Annotated in this window: 18 protein-coding genes; 6 read left to right on the forward strand and 12 right to left on the reverse strand. The window is 47.1% G+C overall.

The window, feature by feature from the left end; genetic code table 11:
• Positions 1 to 630: an aminodeoxychorismate/anthranilate synthase component II gene (locus A1sIIB60_RS07040; RefSeq protein WP_095689579.1), complete on the reverse strand. Its 630-nt coding sequence runs from the start codon at positions 628 to 630 to the stop codon at positions 1 to 3.
• Positions 631 to 729: 99 nt separating this feature from the next.
• Between A1sIIB60_RS07040 and A1sIIB60_RS07045 the strand changes: the two genes are divergently transcribed.
• The 3 genes from A1sIIB60_RS07045 to A1sIIB60_RS07055 all read left to right on the forward strand — a co-directional run bounded on the left by A1sIIB60_RS07045 (position 730) and on the right by A1sIIB60_RS07055 (position 3,236).
• Positions 730 to 996: a cell division protein CrgA gene (locus A1sIIB60_RS07045; protein ID WP_095671740.1), complete on the forward strand. Its 267-nt coding sequence runs from the start codon at positions 730 to 732 to the stop codon at positions 994 to 996.
• 66 nt (positions 997 to 1,062) lie between these two features.
• Entirely contained in the window at positions 1,063 to 1,779 is a 717-nt protein-coding gene (locus A1sIIB60_RS07050) for a response regulator transcription factor (RefSeq protein WP_095689580.1), read from the forward strand.
• An 8-nt stretch (positions 1,780 to 1,787) separates the two neighbouring features.
• On the forward strand, positions 1,788 to 3,236 hold the full coding sequence (locus A1sIIB60_RS07055; protein WP_095677795.1) for a sensor histidine kinase: 1,449 nt from the start codon (positions 1,788 to 1,790) through the stop codon (positions 3,234 to 3,236).
• Here the strand turns inward: A1sIIB60_RS07055 and A1sIIB60_RS07060 are convergent.
• The 3 genes from A1sIIB60_RS07060 to dcd are packed head-to-tail and all read right to left on the reverse strand — an operon-like array spanning position 3,233 to position 5,336.
• Positions 3,233 to 4,144: a M48 family metalloprotease gene (locus tag A1sIIB60_RS07060; protein WP_095677796.1), complete on the reverse strand. Its 912-nt coding sequence runs from the start codon at positions 4,142 to 4,144 to the stop codon at positions 3,233 to 3,235. The two genes, A1sIIB60_RS07055 and A1sIIB60_RS07060, sit on opposite strands and share 4 nt — an antisense overlap.
• Before the next feature lie 6 nt (positions 4,145 to 4,150).
• Positions 4,151 to 4,702, reverse strand: a complete 552-nt coding sequence (locus A1sIIB60_RS07065; protein ID WP_095677797.1) for a LemA family protein — start codon at positions 4,700 to 4,702, stop codon at positions 4,151 to 4,153.
• 55 nt (positions 4,703 to 4,757) lie between these two features.
• On the reverse strand, positions 4,758 to 5,336 hold the full coding sequence (dcd, locus tag A1sIIB60_RS07070; RefSeq protein WP_095671745.1) for a dCTP deaminase: 579 nt from the start codon (positions 5,334 to 5,336) through the stop codon (positions 4,758 to 4,760).
• Between the two features lie 78 nt (positions 5,337 to 5,414).
• Between dcd and A1sIIB60_RS07075 the strand changes: the two genes are divergently transcribed.
• Entirely contained in the window at positions 5,415 to 7,241 is a 1,827-nt protein-coding gene (locus A1sIIB60_RS07075; protein WP_095677798.1) for an acyl-CoA dehydrogenase, read from the forward strand.
• A 49-nt stretch (positions 7,242 to 7,290) separates the two neighbouring features.
• Complete coding sequence (locus tag A1sIIB60_RS07080; RefSeq protein ID WP_095677799.1) at positions 7,291 to 8,211, forward strand: DMT family transporter; 921 nt, start codon at positions 7,291 to 7,293, stop codon at positions 8,209 to 8,211.
• Positions 8,212 to 8,213: 2 nt separating this feature from the next.
• On the opposite strand, the gene dnaB is transcribed toward A1sIIB60_RS07080, so the two are convergent.
• A complete protein-coding gene (gene dnaB, locus A1sIIB60_RS07085) occupies positions 8,214 to 9,665 on the reverse strand; it encodes a replicative DNA helicase (RefSeq protein WP_095689581.1) in 1,452 nt (483 codons plus the stop codon).
• 270 nt (positions 9,666 to 9,935) lie between these two features.
• On the opposite strand from dnaB, the gene A1sIIB60_RS07090 reads away from it, so the two are divergent.
• Positions 9,936 to 10,907, forward strand: a complete 972-nt coding sequence (locus tag A1sIIB60_RS07090) for a magnesium and cobalt transport protein CorA (protein WP_095689582.1) — start codon at positions 9,936 to 9,938, stop codon at positions 10,905 to 10,907.
• A 56-nt stretch (positions 10,908 to 10,963) separates the two neighbouring features.
• On the opposite strand, the gene rplI is transcribed toward A1sIIB60_RS07090, so the two are convergent.
• From rplI to A1sIIB60_RS07125, 7 genes are all read right to left on the reverse strand, one after another.
• Entirely contained in the window at positions 10,964 to 11,413 is a 450-nt protein-coding gene (rplI, locus tag A1sIIB60_RS07095; protein ID WP_095677802.1) for a 50S ribosomal protein L9, read from the reverse strand.
• Positions 11,414 to 11,427: 14 nt separating this feature from the next.
• A complete protein-coding gene (gene rpsR / locus A1sIIB60_RS07100; protein ID WP_095526666.1) occupies positions 11,428 to 11,715 on the reverse strand; it encodes a 30S ribosomal protein S18 in 288 nt (95 codons plus the stop codon).
• Between the two features lie 64 nt (positions 11,716 to 11,779).
• Positions 11,780 to 12,289 carry a single-stranded DNA-binding protein gene (locus A1sIIB60_RS07105; RefSeq protein ID WP_095671750.1) on the reverse strand — a complete coding sequence of 170 codons (510 nt, stop codon included), beginning with the start codon at positions 12,287 to 12,289 and terminating at the stop codon, positions 11,780 to 11,782.
• A gap of 108 nt (positions 12,290 to 12,397) precedes the next feature.
• Positions 12,398 to 12,682 carry a 30S ribosomal protein S6 gene (gene rpsF, locus A1sIIB60_RS07110; RefSeq protein WP_095671751.1) on the reverse strand — a complete coding sequence of 95 codons (285 nt, stop codon included), beginning with the start codon at positions 12,680 to 12,682 and terminating at the stop codon, positions 12,398 to 12,400.
• A gap of 104 nt (positions 12,683 to 12,786) precedes the next feature.
• The gene (locus A1sIIB60_RS07115; RefSeq protein ID WP_095689583.1) at positions 12,787 to 14,004 is read right to left on the reverse strand and encodes a glycosyltransferase family 87 protein; all 1,218 of its coding nucleotides are present in this window, start codon (positions 14,002 to 14,004) and stop codon (positions 12,787 to 12,789) included.
• Between the two features lie 3 nt (positions 14,005 to 14,007).
• Positions 14,008 to 15,915, reverse strand: coding sequence for a transglycosylase domain-containing protein (locus tag A1sIIB60_RS07120; protein ID WP_095689584.1), 1,908 nt, complete (start codon positions 15,913 to 15,915; stop codon positions 14,008 to 14,010).
• 9 nt (positions 15,916 to 15,924) lie between these two features.
• The gene (locus tag A1sIIB60_RS07125) at positions 15,925 to 16,338 is read right to left on the reverse strand and encodes a DUF5318 family protein (protein WP_190276882.1); all 414 of its coding nucleotides are present in this window, start codon (positions 16,336 to 16,338) and stop codon (positions 15,925 to 15,927) included.
• Positions 16,339 to 16,372: the final 34 nt, after the last annotated feature.

Here is a 16,372-nt window from a genome sequence, read left to right on the forward strand (position 1 = left end):
TTAAGCGCGCTTACCAACAACTGGAGATAAGCCCACAGACTTTGCGAGCGCATCGATGTCTCCGCATTGTGTTAACCAGTTAGCGAGCATTAAATGTCCGTGTTCAGTCAGTACTGATTCGGGGTGGAACTGCACACCTTCAATTGGCAAAGTTTTATGGCGCATCGACATAACAACGCCAGATTCTGTTGAACCAGTAATCTCTAATTCGCTGCTAACCGTGTCGCGTTCTACTGCGAGTGAGTGGTAACGAGTTGCCGTAAATGGTGATGGAAGGCTTGTTAAAACACCTTTTCCTTCGTGCAACACTTGTGAAGTTTTTCCATGCAGTAACTCGGGTGCGCGCGAAACAGTTGCGCCAAATGCAACGCCGATTGCTTGATGTCCTAAGCAAACGCCAAAGAGTGGAATGTTTTTATCTGCGCAATATTTGATCATCGCGATACTGATGCCGGCCTCTTCTGGGGTGCCGGGCCCGGGAGAGATAAGTACTCCGTCATATTCGCCGGCTTCCTCAACGCTTACTTCGTCATTTCGCTTAACGATGCATTCGGCGCCAAGTTGGCCGAGGTATTGCACCAAGTTAAATACGAACGAGTCGTAGTTATCGATGACGAGGATGCGGGACATGGGTCAATTCTTGCAGGGTTGGCGGGCGGGCAGTTTCCAGATTTGTTCTTTTCAGTGCTGCAGTTTCCAGGATTGGGTTTTCCATGTAGCCTTCTACCTATGCCAAAGTCGAAATTGCGTAAAAAGGTTCAAGAAAAGCACGCTCACGAAGAGCAGATCTTTGATGCTGAGCCACACGGCCCAATCGAGAGCCCAAGCTGGCTTGCTCCAGTTATGGTCGCCAACTTCCTGGTCGGCCTCTTCTGGATCGTCGTCTTCTACGTAAGTCAGACCACCTACCCAATTCCGGGTATCGGCGCATGGAACATGATTATCGGCTTTAGCTTTATTGGGGTTGGATTCAGCCTCGCAACCAAGTGGCGTTAGGCGAATAACCCTCTTTTTTACACCTTTTCTCAGCCTTCTCTCAGCCTATGAGAGCATTCTCAAACCATGCCTAAGAGCTCTGAAAGCACCAATTACCGAATTCTCGTCGTTGATGATGAATCCAGTATCAGCGATCTAATCTCAACAAGTCTGCGCTTCGTCGGTTTTGAAGTTCGCACTGCTGCGACCGGCTCTGAAGCTTTAACAGTTGCTGAAGAATTCAAACCGCATGCTGTCGTACTCGATGTGATGCTTCCAGATTCAGATGGTTTTGAAGTCTGTCGCCAACTGCGCAGCGAAGGTTTAAATATTGGCGTGCTCTTCTTAACCGCTAAAGATGGCATGGAAGATAAAGTTGCCGGGTTAACAATCGGTGGCGATGATTACATGACCAAACCATTTAGTTTGGAAGAACTTGTTGCGCGTTTGCGTGCCCTGCTTCGCCGTATTGGTGTTGCTGAGATAAATACCGATGATGAAAAGATTCGCTTTGCTGACCTTGAACTAAATGAAGCAACTCATGAGGTTCGTCGCGGCGGCGTTTTACTTGAGATGTCTCCAACTGAATTTCAACTTCTGCGCTACTTATTAATTAACGCCGATCGCGTTGTCTCTAAATCTCAAATTCTTGATCACGTCTGGCAATACGATTTCCGCGGTGATGCCGGAATTGTCGAAACATATATCTCCTACTTACGAAAGAAGATCGATATCTTCGATCCACCACTAATTCATACGGTTCGCGGCGTTGGTTACCGCTTGCGCTTGCCAGCAGCGAAGTAGCATGAGCAATGCCATCGTTCTCTAGTTGGAGTCTGCTCAACCGCCTGACTTTAGGTGTTGTTCTGCTTTCTACACTAGGTGTGGTGGCGTCAGATATCTCTGCTCAATCGCTACTTCGAACTTACTTAACTCAAGAGGTAGATAACGAACTATTAAGTGTCGCTGGTGGTTCTATCCCGCGACTAGAACGTGCGGGAATCGAATCTGATTACGATGATTTCAGCGACAACGAAGCTCGTTCAATGCAGATGCGGCCACTGCGCAGTATCCCAACTTCAACTTCAGTCACTTTGATTGGACCTGCAGGAATAGTTCTAGGCCAAATTGGTGGAGATTTAAATGCCACCGAGATAACTAGTTATTTAACGGCAATTACCCCTGAAAAAGCTTCTGAAAATGGAGATCGCCCGTTCACTATTGAAACTGACGAACATGATTTCCGCGTTCTTTTGCGAACACTTCCTTCTGGTTTAGGAAATGTAGTAATCGCACATTCATTTGAAGATATCGATCGTATTCTCGCTCGCCTGCAAGGTCTCTTTATTCTTATTGGTTTATTCATGATCTTCTTTATCGCACTCGCCTCTCGCAAGATGATTATCGTTGGACTTAAGCCACTGGCAAACGTTGAAGCCACAGCCGAAAGAATTGCTGAAGGAGATCTAACTGCGCGTCTTCCAGATGTAAAACCAAATACTGAAGTCGGGCGCTTGGTCGGTACGCTAAATACAATGTTGGGGCGCATTGAGGAATCTTTCGCTGCGCGTTTAGAGAGCGAAAGTAAGTTACGCCGCTTTGTGGCCGATGCTTCACACGAACTTCGTACACCGATTACCGCTATCCGCGGCTTTGCCGAACTCCATCGTCAGGGAGCGGTTACTGGTGAAGAGAAGACGAAAGAGCTAATCGGTCGTATCGAGAACGAATCTAAGCGGATGGGTTCACTTGTAGAGGATCTACTGCTCTTGGCTCGCCTTGATCAATCGCGGGAAATGAAATCAGATCCGATTAACCTCACACAAATTGTCTCCGATGCAGTTGCATCTGCACGCGCCGCCGGACAAAATCACACCGTCAACTTTAATGAGCAAGCTGAAGAAATTTACGCACTTGGAGATAAGGATCGAATTCATCAAGTTATCGCAAACTTGCTTGCCAATGCGCGTACTCACACACCTGCCGGAACGGTTATAGATGTCTCACTAAAGCAAGATATTGATGGAGTTCGTATTCGAATTGCGGATAACGGTCCTGGTTTAACGGATGCGGATCAAGCGCGAATCTTTGAGCGCTTCTATCGCGCTGATGCTTCGCGTGTTCGCACCGATGGTGAAGGAACAGGTTTAGGACTTTCCATTGTTGATGCGGTTATGCGCGCCCATGCTGGCCAAGTAAGTGTTCAATCCGAAGTCGGAAAAGGTGCTGCATTTACCCTCTTCTTCCCGTTAGGAAGTTAGTTTCCTAACGACTCCATCGCACGCAGAGTTGAAATGCGCTCTTCAATTGGCGGATGGGTAGAGAACATCTTGGAAACTGCTTTGCCATCCAGCGGTGACTCAATCCAGATATGAGCAACTGCATTTGATTTCTGTTGCACGACCGTTGAATCTGCCGCAAGTACTTCAAGTGCTTTGCGAAGACCGGCAGGGTTGCGAGTAAATGAAACAGCAGTGGCATCAGCGAGTGATTCACGACGGCGTGAAATTGCGCTCTTAAGTAGTGTTGCCGCAATTGGCGCCAGGATTAAAACGAATAGTGAAACTACCAACATGATTGGGTTGGCGTTGCTATCGCGATCGCGACGACCACCACCAAACCACATCATGCGCATTAAGAAATCGCTCAAGATCGCAATTGCACCTGCAGTAGTTGCGGCAACTGCAGAAACTAAAGTATCGCGGTTTGCTACGTGCGCCATCTCGTGCGCAATAACGCCTTGCAGTTCATCACGATCCATAACTTCCAAGATGCGAGTTGTAAATGCAATTAACGCATGATCGGGATCGCGCCCTGTTGCAAAAGCGTTTGGCGCAGTGTCGACCACGATTGCAACCTGTGGCATTGGTAGTCCACTTGCGATAACAACTTCTTCAATGACGTTAAAGAGTTCGGGGTTATCTTCGCGCTGAATTAACTTAGCTCCAGTCATCTTTAGAACTAATTTATCTGAGCCGTAATACGAACCCCATACGCCGATCAGTGAAATACCAACTGCAAGTGGCACCATGAAGGTTGATGTGCCGGCGCCGAAGTAAGTTAGCGCTGCATATGCAACTAGACCGGTGAGTAAACCCATTGAGGCAAGAAGGAAATAAGTCTTTCCTTTATTTGTGCTCTGTTGGGCGCGAAAATCGTTTGTTGCCATTGTTTCTTAGAAAGTTACCTTTGGAACGTTGCGATCTTGAGGATCGGTAACTTCATAAAATTCGCGCTCTGTAACCTTTGCAAAACCTGCGAAAAAGCTGGTCGGGATGGTTTTTACAGCGGTGTTGAGGTTGCGAACGTTGTCGTTATAGAACTGACGTGAGAAAGCAACTTTATTTTCAGTTGTTGAAAGTTCTTCTTGTAGAGATAAGAAGTTTGATGATGCTTTGAGATCTGGGTAAGCCTCAGCGACTGCGAGCAATCCGCGGAGCGCTTGCGTCAACATTCCATCAGCGGCTGCAACATCGGCAACCGTTGAAGCAGTGGTCGCCTTAGCGCGCGCTGTAACAACGGCATCGAAGGTGCCTTGTTCGTGCGCGGCATAACCTTTTACGGTTTCAACTAAATTTGGGATTAAGTCAGAGCGGCGCTTTAACTGCACTTCGATCTGAGCAAATGATTCATCGACGCTGATATTTAAGCGGATGAGTCGGTTGTATTGAGCAACGAAGAAAAGTACGAGAAGACCAACAACTGCGAGCGCGATAATGATTTCCATAATTAATTCAACCCCTTAAGTAAAGGTTGTATTCCCTTTACTAGTTTATTGTGGATTACTTGATCTTGCTTTGGTGGAAATTTAAGAAGGAGCGGCTTGCGGTTGGTCCGCGTTGACCCTGATATCTAGAGCCGTATTTCGCACTGCCGTATGGATGCTCAGCAGGAGATGAGAGTTTGATCAGACAGAGCTGACCGATCTTCATTCCTGGGAATAGCTTTACCGGCAGATTTGCTACGTTGGAAAGTTCAAGGGTGATGTGTCCAGAAAATCCCGGATCGATAAAGCCAGCAGTTGAATGTGTAAGCAAGCCAAGGCGGCCGAGTGAAGATTTTCCTTCAAGGCGACCGGCAATATCATCGGGCAAGGTGATGATTTCGTAGGTGCTGGCGAGAACGAATTCGCCTGGGTGCAAGATAAATGCTTCGCCATCTTCGGCGACGACTTCGCGAGTTAGCTCGGCTTGTTCGATCGATGGATCGATAACTGAGTACTTGTGGTTTTCAAAGACGCGGAAGAATTTATCGAGGCGGACATCAACCGATGAAGGTTGGATCATCGCCTCTTCAAATGGTTCGACGGCGACGCGGCCGGCGTTGATTTCAGAGCGGATATCGCGATCACTTAGAAGCACGGCGTGAGCCTATCTGACCGCGGTAGAAACGCTTAGTTAGGGCTTGCGTAAGTTACTGGTGGGTAGCATTATTTGCCCATGAGCCATTACAACGCCAACCTGCGCGATATCGAATTCTGCCTCTTTGACCTCTTCCAAACCGAGAAGGTGCTGGGGACTTCCATCTTTAGCGAACTCGATCGCGAAACTGCGATGGGGATGTTGGAAGAGATGAAGCGCTTAACCGAGAACGATCTCGCTGAATCTTTCGTTGAAGGCGATCGCGTTGGTGCGATTCTCAATAAAGAAACTGGAAATGTCACACTTCCAGAAAGTTTTAAAAAATCTTATAAAGCTTATATTGATGGTGAATGGTGGCGTCTTGATGCGCCGGTTGATTTAGGCGGAACAAAAGTTCCGGCTGCAGTTCGTTGGGCGATCGCCGAAATGGTTTTAGGTTCAAACCCTGCGATTCACATTTATGCATCTGGTTATGCATTTGCACAAGTTGCATATGTTTTGGGCACCGAAGATCAGAAGCAGATGGCGAAGTTGATGGTTGATCGCCACTGGGGCGCAACGATGCAGTTAACAGAACCAGATGCTGGTTCAGATGTTGGTGCAGGTCGCAGCAAGGCGGTGCAACAACCTGATGGAACTTGGCATATCACCGGCACAAAGCGCTACATCACATCAGGTGATGCAGACTTCTACGAGAACGTTATGCACTTCGTTCTTGCTCGCCGCGAAGGTGGCGGACCAGGAACTAAGGGGTTGTCACTCTTCTTAATTCCTAAATTTATGTTTGATCTCAAGACCGGTGATCTCGGAAAGCGTAACGGCGTTTTTGTAACCTCACTTGAAAACAAGATGGGTCTAAACGTCTCCGCTACATGCGAAGTAAACCTCGGCGAGAAAGAGCCAGCAGTAGGTTATTTGTTAGGTGAAGTCCACGAAGGTATCGCGCAGATGTTTAAGGTAATTGAATTTGCGCGCATGATGGTTGGTACAAAGGCGATCGCGACTTTATCCGCTGGATATCAGCAAGCACTTAGCTATGCGAAAACCCGCGTACAAGGCGGGGATATGAAGGTTATGAACGATAAGGCGAGCCCGCGCGTAACGATTATCCATCACCCAGATGTGCGTCGTTCGCTGATGGTGCAGAAGTCATACTCCGAAGGTATGCGCGCACTAGTTCTATACACCGCAACTATTCAAGATGAGATTGAACTTGCTCGCGCAGCTGGCGATGAGGCAAAAGTTAAGACAATGGAAGCGCTTAATGATCTCTTGCTGCCAGTTGTTAAGGGTTACGGCTCTGAAAAATCTTGGACACTTCTTGGTACTGAATCGCTACAAACATTTGGTGGCGCAGGATTTACGCAAGATTGGCCGCTAGAACAATATGTTCGCGATGCCAAGATCGATACTTTGTATGAAGGCACAACTGCAATTCAGGGTCTTGATTTCTTCTTCCGTAAAGTTGTTAAAGATGGCGGAAAAGCACTTGGCCTTCTTGGAAAAGAGATCCAAACATTTGCTGAAGCAGGCGGTGCACATGCTGAAGAGAAGCAAGCGCTTCTCAAGGCTCTCGGTGATCTAAATGGCATGGTCGGCGTTCTTGTTGGACATGCCATGGCATCACAAGAATCTGCGCCAGAGATTTATAAAGTTGGTTTAAATACATCGCGTGTATTGATGGCAGTTGGCGACATCATCACTTCTTGGTTATTACTACGCCAAGCAGATATCGCTGCTGAGCGTTTGCCGAGCGCATCTGCAAAGGATGCCGATTTCTACACCGGCAAGATCGCATCAGCTAAGTTCTTTGTGACAAATTACCTGCCACATATCACCGCTGATCGTAAGATCGTTGAGGCCACCGATAGTTCAATCATGGAAATCTCTGAAAACGCCTTTTAAATAACTTTTGCTAATTAGGCGTATATCTAACTTAAGATAGGCTCACCCAATGCTAAATAAGCATCGGGGCGAGTTCTACCTAGTAATAGGTGCGATCTTCTTCTCCATGAACGGGGTAGTTGTCACCTTGGTCCTCGACCATATGACCACCTTCCGCCTGGCCCAAGTGCGCGCACTTGGAACCTTCTTCCTCCTCTTTCTTATTACCTTTATTCAGGATCGAAATTCCCTAAAGGCCGAACGCCGTGAAATCCCAACCTTGCTCTTCTATGGCGTTTTTGGCTACGCGATGGTGCAGCTCGGTTACTTCATCGGCATTTCTCGCGGAGTTCCGCTTAGCTTGGTGCTGATTATCGAATTTACCGCACCAATATGGATCGTTCTCTGGATCAAATTTGTTCGTAAATCAGTCGTTGCTAAAGATATGTGGGTGGCAATTGCACTTTCATTACTTGGGTTAATTCTGGTTGCAAAAGTTTGGCAAGGATTCTCATTCGACTTAATCGGATCTTTTGGCGCCCTTGGCGCCGCGTTGGCTTTGGCCGTTTACTTCTTAATGAGCCAATCGCAAGGCACAAAACGTTCTGCGCAAGCGATGGTTGTTTGGGGAATGGGAGTCGCAGGGCTTTTCTGGTCTTTAGTGCTGCCGATCTGGAATTTTCCGACAGCGATTTTTACAACAGAGATTAATTTGCAGGGGCGCTTTAGTGGCTACAGCGCACCAGGTTGGTTATTGATCGCCTACGTAATTGTTTTTGGAACCTTGGTTCCGTACCTATTTGTGGTTGGTGGAATTCGCAGGCTAAGTGCTTCAACATCTAGCGTTATCGGAATGCTTGAACCAGTTTTGGCTGGAGCATTTGCTTGGATCTGGTTATCGCAATCATGGACAGCGATTCAATTATTTGGCGGGCTTATTGTATTAATCGGTATCTATATTGCAGATCGAGCAAAGACAAACGCTAAATAACTTTATTCGTTCCAAGCGCCATCTTGTGGTTCTTGCTGTGCAGTGAAGTCGCGACCTGCACCGGCACTCGGCGCCATATCTGCAAAGCGCGCAAAGTGAAGTTGCGCAGCAACGGTGATCGTCTTGGTCTGACCGTTACGGTGCTTAGCAACGATTAGATCTGCTTCACCTGATCGGTTTTGAGAGTCATACATATCATCGCGGTGGAGCAAGATAACTACGTCGGCATCTTGTTCGATCGAACCAGATTCGCGAAGGTCTGAAAGCATTGGCTTCTTATCTGAACGCTGTTCCGGTGAACGGTTGAGCTGTGAGATCGCGATAACCGGAACGTTTAACTCTTTAGCCATAAGTTTTAGGTGGCGAGAAAATTCAGATACTTCTTGCTGACGGTTTTCTACGCGCTTGCCGCTAGTCATCAACTGCAAGTAGTCGATAACAATTAACTTGAGGTCGTGGCGCTGCTTTAAACGGCGGGCTTTAGCGCGGATCTCCATCATCGAAAGGTTTGGAGAGTCATCGATAAATAGAGGTGCGGCAGAGATTTCTCCCATACGGCGCGCAAGCTTCGACCATTCTTCATCGCTTAACTGACCGGCGCGAATATTATTTAAACCAACTCGCGCTTCAGCAGACAACATACGCATTGTGATTTCAGAGCGCGACATTTCGAGCGAGAAAATAACTGATGTTTTGCCGTCGTGGATTGATGCATGTCGTGCAATATCAAGGCCGAGAGTTGATTTACCAACTGCAGGACGAGCCGCCAAGATAATCATGTTGCCGGGATGGAAGCCGTGCGTTAAGAGATCTAGATCGCGGAAACCAGATTTAACTCCTTCAATGCCTGTTCCTTTTTGAATCGCTTCGATCTCATCGAGGGCTTCAGGTAGCAGCGTTGCAAGTTGTACATAATCTTCTGAGGTGCGGCGTTCGGTAACTGCATAAACTTCGGCTTGCGCTTGATCAACAGCGTCATCGACTTCACCTTCGACGTTGTAACCGAGTTGCACAATCTTGGTGCCGGCTTCAACAAGGCGACGCATGATCGCGTGTTCGCGAACAATCTTTGCGTAGTAACTTGCATTTGCTGCGGTTGGAACTGATGAAATTAAAGTGTGTAGGTAAGGTGCACCACCTGCACGTGCAATGTCACCGCGCTTTGTGAGCTCTGCAGAAACTGTGACCGCGTCCGCTGGTTCGCCGCGACCATAGAGATCGAGAATTGCATCGTAAATTAACTCGTGCGCTGGGCGATAGAAATCGCGTTCGCGTAAAATCTCTAGGACATCTGCTATTGCATCTTTTGATAAGAGCATTCCGCCGAGAACAGATTGTTCTGCGATTAAATCTTGTGGCGGTGTGCGCTCGAACTCGGCGCTAATGTTGTTTTGGGAATTGTTATACGATGAGTTGGCTCGCGAAGAGTTATTGGGTAATTCAGCGATGCTCACGGGTGTAACTTCCCACCTTGCACTGACAAAAGCGAAGGCACCTGGGGATAAGGCTGTGCATAAAGGGGTGGATAAGCGCCTTTTCCTGTGTAAATCCCTGTGTGCAGGGTGTGGGTAACTATTCTCTTTTTCAATCTTTTCAAGGAAAGCGCAGGTCAGATAGGGGTAGCACTCACCGCGGGCTGTGCATGAAAGTAAATTCTCACTTCTCAACCAGTGAGACTTTCTGGCAATAACCATTTATTCATCTAAATACTGGAGACTTCTCGCATGATCGTTGACTACGCCTTGTATCAAAATGGAGTTCGCTACAAAGAACCTTCTAATCTCCCTGAGTTAATTAGTAAAGCGCGCAATGGCGAAGGTTTTATCTGGTTGGGGCTAGCTGAGCCAACCCCAAATGAATTTGAGAAAATAGTAGGAGATTTTAGATTCCATCCTTTAGCAGTCGAAGATGCAATCACCGCTCATCAACGCCCAAAATTTGAAGAGTATCCGGGAGTGCAAGCGTTTGTTTTAAAAACCGCATTTTATGATGAGAGTAGTAGCCAAGTCTCAACTGGAGAAATCTTCTGTTTTATTGGAGATTACTTCATCGTCGTTGTTCGCCACGGAAATGGTGCACCACTTGTTAATACGCGCCATGCCCTCGAAAGCAATCCCGAGCAGTTGGCCAAAGGCCCTTATGCAGTTATGCATGCGATTCTCGATCATGTTATCGATTGTTATATTGATATTTCAATTGAATTAGAAAATGATGTGATTGGAGTGGAGCAGAAAGTATTTAGCGGAACTTCCAAAACGGTATCGCGAGATATTTACTTGCTAAAGCGCGAGATTATCGAATTCCGCCATGCGATTGATCCGCTACTTTCGCCGCTACAACAAATTGCAAGTGTGGGCGCACGTAATATTCCTGAATCGCTAACGCCGTTTTTCCGCGACACCCTTGATCATTTAGCGCGCGCATCTGATGCCGCTGCTGGATTGGATTCATTGCTTGCATCTGCGCTACAGGCAGATTTAGCGCAAGTTCAAGTTCAACAAAATGCAGATATGCGAAAGATTACTTCTTACGTAGCTTTAGCATCGGTCCCAACTATGGTCGCTGGTATTTACGGAATGAACTTTGATGTAATGCCTGAATTACGCTGGAAATATGGCTATCCGCTAGTAGTTGGTTCGCTGGCAATTCTTACCGTAGTTCTTTATCGCAAATTTAAGAAATCTGGTTGGCTCTAGCTTTTTTAAGGCAAAAACCCCGGCCGCATTAGCGACCGGGGTTTTTAATTAATAACTTACTTAGCAGCTACAACCTTTACGGTCACTGTTGCAACAACTGAATGTGCAAGTGAGACCTTAACTGTGTGCTCGCCAGCCTTCTTGATATGTCCAGCAGTCTTGATGCTGTGACGGTCGATATCGACGCCTGCTGCTGCCTTGATAGCTGCTGCGATGTCTTTATCTGTGACAGAACCGAATAGGCGGCCAGCTGTTCCAGCTTTAACTGAAACTGTAACTGCTGCCTTTTCAAGTGATGCCTTGATCTCTTTAGCGTGATCGATATCGCGGACTTCACGTGCAGCGCGAGCGCGACGGATTCCTTCGATCTGCTTTTCGCCACCAAGTGACCATGCGATTGCAACGCCACGTGGCAACAAGAAGTTGCGTGCGTAGCCATCTTTAACAGTTACTACATCGCCGGCTGAACCGAGCTTTGTAACTTCGCGAGTAAGGATAAGTTTCATTTTCTCATTCCCCCTTAGCGAGCCGTCGATGTGTAAGGCAAGAGCGCTACTTCACGGCTGTTCTTGACAGCTGTTGCGACCGAGCGTTGGTGTTGTGTGCATGCGCCAGTGACGCGACGAGCGCGGATCTTGCCGCGATCGGAAATGTACTTGCGAAGTGTGGCGATATCTTTGTAATCGATATATGTCACCTTGTCGCGGCAGAAGCTGCAAGGCTTCTTCTTGAACTTCTTATTTAGGGCTGCAGCTTTTGCGCCCTTATTTTTCGGTTCCTTGAGGTTCCGGTTATTTCTTGCTCCCATTGTGGTGCTCCTTTTAAGTGGGCCCTAGTTATTAGCTAGGAATGGATGGTTAGGTTTATAAGGCTTAAAAAGGTGGTTCTTCAGAAGTTGTGGTTGCCCATCCTCCGCCTGCATTGCTTGTTGAAGCAGCAGCCCATGGATCGTCATTAAATGACTCTCCGCCGGTTGCAGCTGGTGCAGAGAATCCGCCACTTGTTCCGCCTGCGCGTTGTGCACGAGTCACCTTTGCAGTTGCGTTACGTAGTGATGGACCGACTTCATCAACTTCTACCTCAAAAACAGTGCGCTTTTCACCTTCTTTAGTTTCATATGAACGCTGCTTTAGTCGACCAGAGAGAATGACGCGCATTCCCTTGGTTAGCGACTCTGCAACGTTCTCCGCAGCTTGACGCCAGATCTGACATTGAAGGAAGAGGCTCTCGCCATCTTTCCATTCGTTTGTTGTCTTATCTAGATAACGAGGTGTTGAGGCAACGCGAAATTTTGCAACGGCCGCACCTGATGGTGTGAAACGAAGCTCTGGATCGTCAACTAGGTTGCCGATCATTGTGATTGTTGTATCTCCTGCTGCCATTTTTTTACCTCTTCTCTCAGTTCACTGAGACTTATCTACTGGTGGAGTCCTTGCTATAAATTATCGTCAACGAGTGACAATTAAGGAGCGACGCTCCCTAACTGTGGATTACTCGGGACGCATAACCTTTGTACGGAGTACAGATTCATTCAAATTAAGTTGGCGATCCAACTCTTTGATTGCTGCTGGTTCGCAATTCATATCGATGACTGCGTAGATACCTTCGCCTTTTTTCAGAATTTCAAAAGACATACGGCGCTTGCCCCAAAGGTCAAGCTTGTTTACTGTGCCACCGCTATCTTTGATGATCTTGAGATATGTCTCAAGGCTTGGTGTGACTGTGCGTTCTTCAAGTTCTGGATCAAGAATGACCATTAATTCATAGTGACGCATGCGTTAACCCGACCTCCTCTGGACTAAGACGGCCACGGTATTTCCGTGACAGGAGGGTTAGTGCTTCTTTGTTTAGCCCCCGATGGGAGCCTCACGCTGAAGGGTTAAGGGTACGCGTTGCCGCTTTCAAAGAGAAATTCACGCAGGGATCTGTGGGCGGCTGGCCCCTGGGTGCCGCCGGCCAGCCCGCGGCGCACGAAGATGGCGATTAAGTAAAGGGTGGCGGCGATGCGCAGCAAGGTAATTAGCGCGTAACCGTAGAGCGGTAGGCCAAATGTTGCGCCCGTGACGGTCGCTAAGTGCTGCCAAATAGCAACGTGATAAATAACTTCGGCGCCTTGCCAGATCCAAAAGGCATGTAAATCGCGCTTATCAATTAAGGCAATTACCGCAAGTGGAGTTAGCCATAAAACATATTGCGGTGAGTAAACCTTGCTAGCCACCATCACCGATGCGAGAACAATGAAACTTAGCGAAGCAAGTGACGGAATGGTGCGGAGTTCGAGAATGTAAATGATGATTGCAGCAAAAGCTGCCAGCAAAATTAATATTGATATGTAATTTAAATTTGGTAGATACACACCGAGTGCGGTGAGTGCATACCAAAGCGATCCCCAATCCGAACCGCGCGAAAGATTTAACTGATAGAAACGTAACCAACCTTCAGGGGTCGTTAAGTAAACCGGCAAGTTGATCGCCGCAAATGTTGCAGCTGTGATTAGTAGATAACGAAGCGCCCCAGAAATTTGGTTACGTCGTAAGAAGATAAAGGCGATCGGAAGCAGTAAAAAGATCGGTATAAATTTTGTTGATATGGAAAGACCAAGTGCAAGCGCGCTTAAATCTAATTTCTTTCGATCAAACCAATAGATCGCACCTAACATCGAAATAATCGCCCAGAGATCCCAGTTGATGTAAAGGGATGCAATTGCCGCTGGTGCAAGTGGAGTTAAGTACGCAAACTCAGGGCGCATCTTGGCGACAATTAGCGAGATGAAGATAAAGAGCAGCGCTAGAAAAAAGATATTTGCGTAAAAGTAATTTTGTAGTGCGTTATCGCCTGTCGGAATTGCCTTGGCAACCACCCACATAATCGCACCAGTTACGACTGGATATTCAACTGAAGCATCGCCATTGCTATAGGCCCATTCGCCTTTATTTAAGCCTCTTTCGCCATATAAAGCAGGTAGGTCGGAATAACAGGCATGAACATATTGCCCAGGTGTTTCCCAGTCAGTTGATATGCAGGGGCTAAATTTTGCGAAACTCAATAGTGATGCAAGTATTGCTAGCGCAATTAACGCGCGTGCGCTTTTCTGCACAACTTATTCTTTTCTTGTTTGAACGCCGCCGCTAGTCATCACAATTGGATCGAGTCCACCGACATTTGCTGGCGCTGGGAAACTCATCACTGGCTGACCTTTCAGCGCGCCCTTCATAAATGCAGTCCAGATTCGCGCAGGGAAAGTTCCACCTGTAACAGATGTCAGCCCGCCAATTCCGTTTAGCGATTCTGATGCGCTATCGCGGAAGAGCGCAACTGATGCTGCAAGTTGCGGTGTGTAAGCACTAAACCAGGCTGATGCATTTGATTGGCTAGTTCCGGTCTTTCCAGCTGCTGGACGACCGAGTGCAAGGGCGGCAGAACCGGTTCCACCATTTACAACGCTCTTTAGCGCATAAGTTAAATCAGCCATTACATCTTTAGGGAAGACTTCTTGGGTCTGCATTGTTCCTTCATAGAGCAGACCTTTATTTGGGCCAGTAACTGATGTGATCAAATAAGGCTTTGCATAAACACCTTGTGCGGCAAATGTCGCATAAGCGTTTGCAACATCAATTACATGCGGGCTAGCAACACCGAGTGATACAGATGGTGCTGGCACCATCGCGACTGATTCTGGAATACCGGCACGTCGCGCAGCATCAACAACTTTATCTAGACCAGCTTTTTGTCCAAGTGGAACATAGATGGTGTTGATTGAGTGTTTAGTTGCCTGCAGAAGATCTATCTGGCCCCAGCCTTCATTTCCATAATTTGAAACTTCATATGGCTTTCCTAGATCATCAAATATTTGTGGTGAATCACCGTTCCACATTGAAGTAAGTGGAATACCGGCTTCAAGCGCTGCGATAAGTGCGAAGGGCTTAAAAGTAGAGCCGGCTAGCGCAATTGACTGGGTGGCATCGTTTAATTGGCGTTCCAAATAATCTCGTCCGCCAAACATTGCAACTATCTCGCCCGTTCCGGGACGGATCGCAGCTAAACCAATTCTTAAATTATCTGGTGCTTTCTTGGGATAGAACTTAGTTACCGCATCAACGGCTGATTGCTGTGCGCGCTGATCGATAGTTGTTTTGATTACTAGACCACCGACAAGTAATTGGTCTTCGGTAAAACCTAACTTGCCCATCTCTTTTTGAACTGCGGCGACAATATGTCCCTTAGGTCCGCTCAACTGACCAGTTTTGGTACGTGGAATAACTGTTGGGAATTTCGCCTTAGCGGCATCTTCAGGAGTAATCCATTCGCGTTCTAACATGCCATCAATTACATATTTAAATCGGTTCTCTAAACGTACGCCATTCTCTTCAGAAAGAGATGGGTCGTAGTAACCAGGAGAACGCAAAATACTTGCGATCACCGCCATCTGAGATAAGTTGAGTTGGTTAGCGTTACGATTGAAATATTGTTGCGATGCGGTCTGCACGCCATATGAACCGCGGCCGAAGTAAATAGTATTTAAGTAATTTTCAAGAATCTGATCTTTAGAAAGAGAATTCTCCAACTTCAAAGAGATAACTAGCTCTTTGATCTTTCTTTGGATCGTTCGGCTGGGAGAGAGAAAGGCGGTTTTGGCGTACTGCTGGGTGATTGTTGATCCACCTTCGCCATTTAAATTACCGGAGCGTAAGTTGTTAAGTAGTGCGCGCGTAATACCAGTGATGCTAAATGCTTTATTTGAATAAAAGTTTCGATCTTCGGCAGCTAGAACTGCGTTACGTAGATCTAGCGGAATTTTGGCAAGTGGCAAGATTTGGCGATTTTGAGATCCAATGCGCCCAATCTCTTGACCATTTGAATATTGAATAATTGTTGATTGGCTATTTACATATGCGTTTGGGTCTGGAATTGAAACGGTAAACCAAGCAAATGCGAATAGCGTTGATCCAGCGATAAAACCAAAGCCGGCTAAGAAAATACCGGCGCGGATAAGTTTTCTGCGGATCATTTCTTAAGGTTACCCTTTAACCCAATCTTCATCTTCCAAGGTGCGTACGCGACGGGGTGGCTTTCGCTCACTTCCATCGCCCAATAGGTATGAAGAGCAGAGATGGTTCCAAGAGCATTCACGGCAGACTTCAACGGTATAAACGGCAAACTCCCCGAACTCTTTCTCCATTTCTAACAACTCAACCTCAGTCTTTATGCGACCTGAGAATTGTCCGAGTTGATCACCAAATGTATAACGGAGTTCAACTAGCGATTCTTTTTTACAGACCGGACATTTTCGTTGCGCTTTCTCACCGTGATATTTAGCGGCGCGCATCAAATAAGGGTCAGCATCACAGGCATCAACTACTCCGCGAAAGAGCGCCAATAAAGTGGCGCGCTTATCAAGTGAATAATCAATGAACGCACGCTTGGATTTCATAATGAGAGAAGGATAAACCTCTTTTGCAGGCTTT

This window comes from Candidatus Planktophila lacus, assembly GCF_002288385.1.
Lineage (GTDB): Bacteria > Actinomycetota > Actinomycetes > Nanopelagicales > Nanopelagicaceae > Planktophila > Planktophila lacus_D.

Bases quoted from the DNA above. Each gene is read 5' to 3' on its own strand.
- A1sIIB60_RS07040 (WP_095689579.1), bottom strand. From the start codon at position 630: ATGTCCCGCATCCTCGTCATCGATAACTACGACTCGTTCGTATTTAAC.
- A1sIIB60_RS07045 (WP_095671740.1), top strand. From the start codon at position 730: ATGCCAAAGTCGAAATTGCGTAAAAAGGTTCAAGAAAAGCACGCTCAC.
- A1sIIB60_RS07050 (WP_095689580.1), top strand. From the start codon at position 1,063: ATGCCTAAGAGCTCTGAAAGCACCAATTACCGAATTCTCGTCGTTGAT.
- A1sIIB60_RS07055 (WP_095677795.1), top strand. From the start codon at position 1,788: ATGCCATCGTTCTCTAGTTGGAGTCTGCTCAACCGCCTGACTTTAGGT.
- A1sIIB60_RS07060 (WP_095677796.1), bottom strand. From the start codon at position 4,144: ATGGCAACAAACGATTTTCGCGCCCAACAGAGCACAAATAAAGGAAAG.
- A1sIIB60_RS07065 (WP_095677797.1), bottom strand. From the start codon at position 4,702: ATGGAAATCATTATCGCGCTCGCAGTTGTTGGTCTTCTCGTACTTTTC.
- A1sIIB60_RS07075 (WP_095677798.1), top strand. From the start codon at position 5,415: ATGAGCCATTACAACGCCAACCTGCGCGATATCGAATTCTGCCTCTTT.
- A1sIIB60_RS07080 (WP_095677799.1), top strand. From the start codon at position 7,291: ATGCTAAATAAGCATCGGGGCGAGTTCTACCTAGTAATAGGTGCGATC.
- A1sIIB60_RS07090 (WP_095689582.1), top strand. From the start codon at position 9,936: ATGATCGTTGACTACGCCTTGTATCAAAATGGAGTTCGCTACAAAGAA.
- rplI (WP_095677802.1), bottom strand. From the start codon at position 11,413: ATGAAACTTATCCTTACTCGCGAAGTTACAAAGCTCGGTTCAGCCGGC.
- rpsR (WP_095526666.1), bottom strand. From the start codon at position 11,715: ATGGGAGCAAGAAATAACCGGAACCTCAAGGAACCGAAAAATAAGGGC.
- A1sIIB60_RS07105 (WP_095671750.1), bottom strand. From the start codon at position 12,289: ATGGCAGCAGGAGATACAACAATCACAATGATCGGCAACCTAGTTGAC.
- rpsF (WP_095671751.1), bottom strand. From the start codon at position 12,682: ATGCGTCACTATGAATTAATGGTCATTCTTGATCCAGAACTTGAAGAA.
- A1sIIB60_RS07120 (WP_095689584.1), bottom strand. From the start codon at position 15,915: ATGATCCGCAGAAAACTTATCCGCGCCGGTATTTTCTTAGCCGGCTTT.
- A1sIIB60_RS07125 (WP_190276882.1), bottom strand. From the start codon at position 16,338: ATGAAATCCAAGCGTGCGTTCATTGATTATTCACTTGATAAGCGCGCC.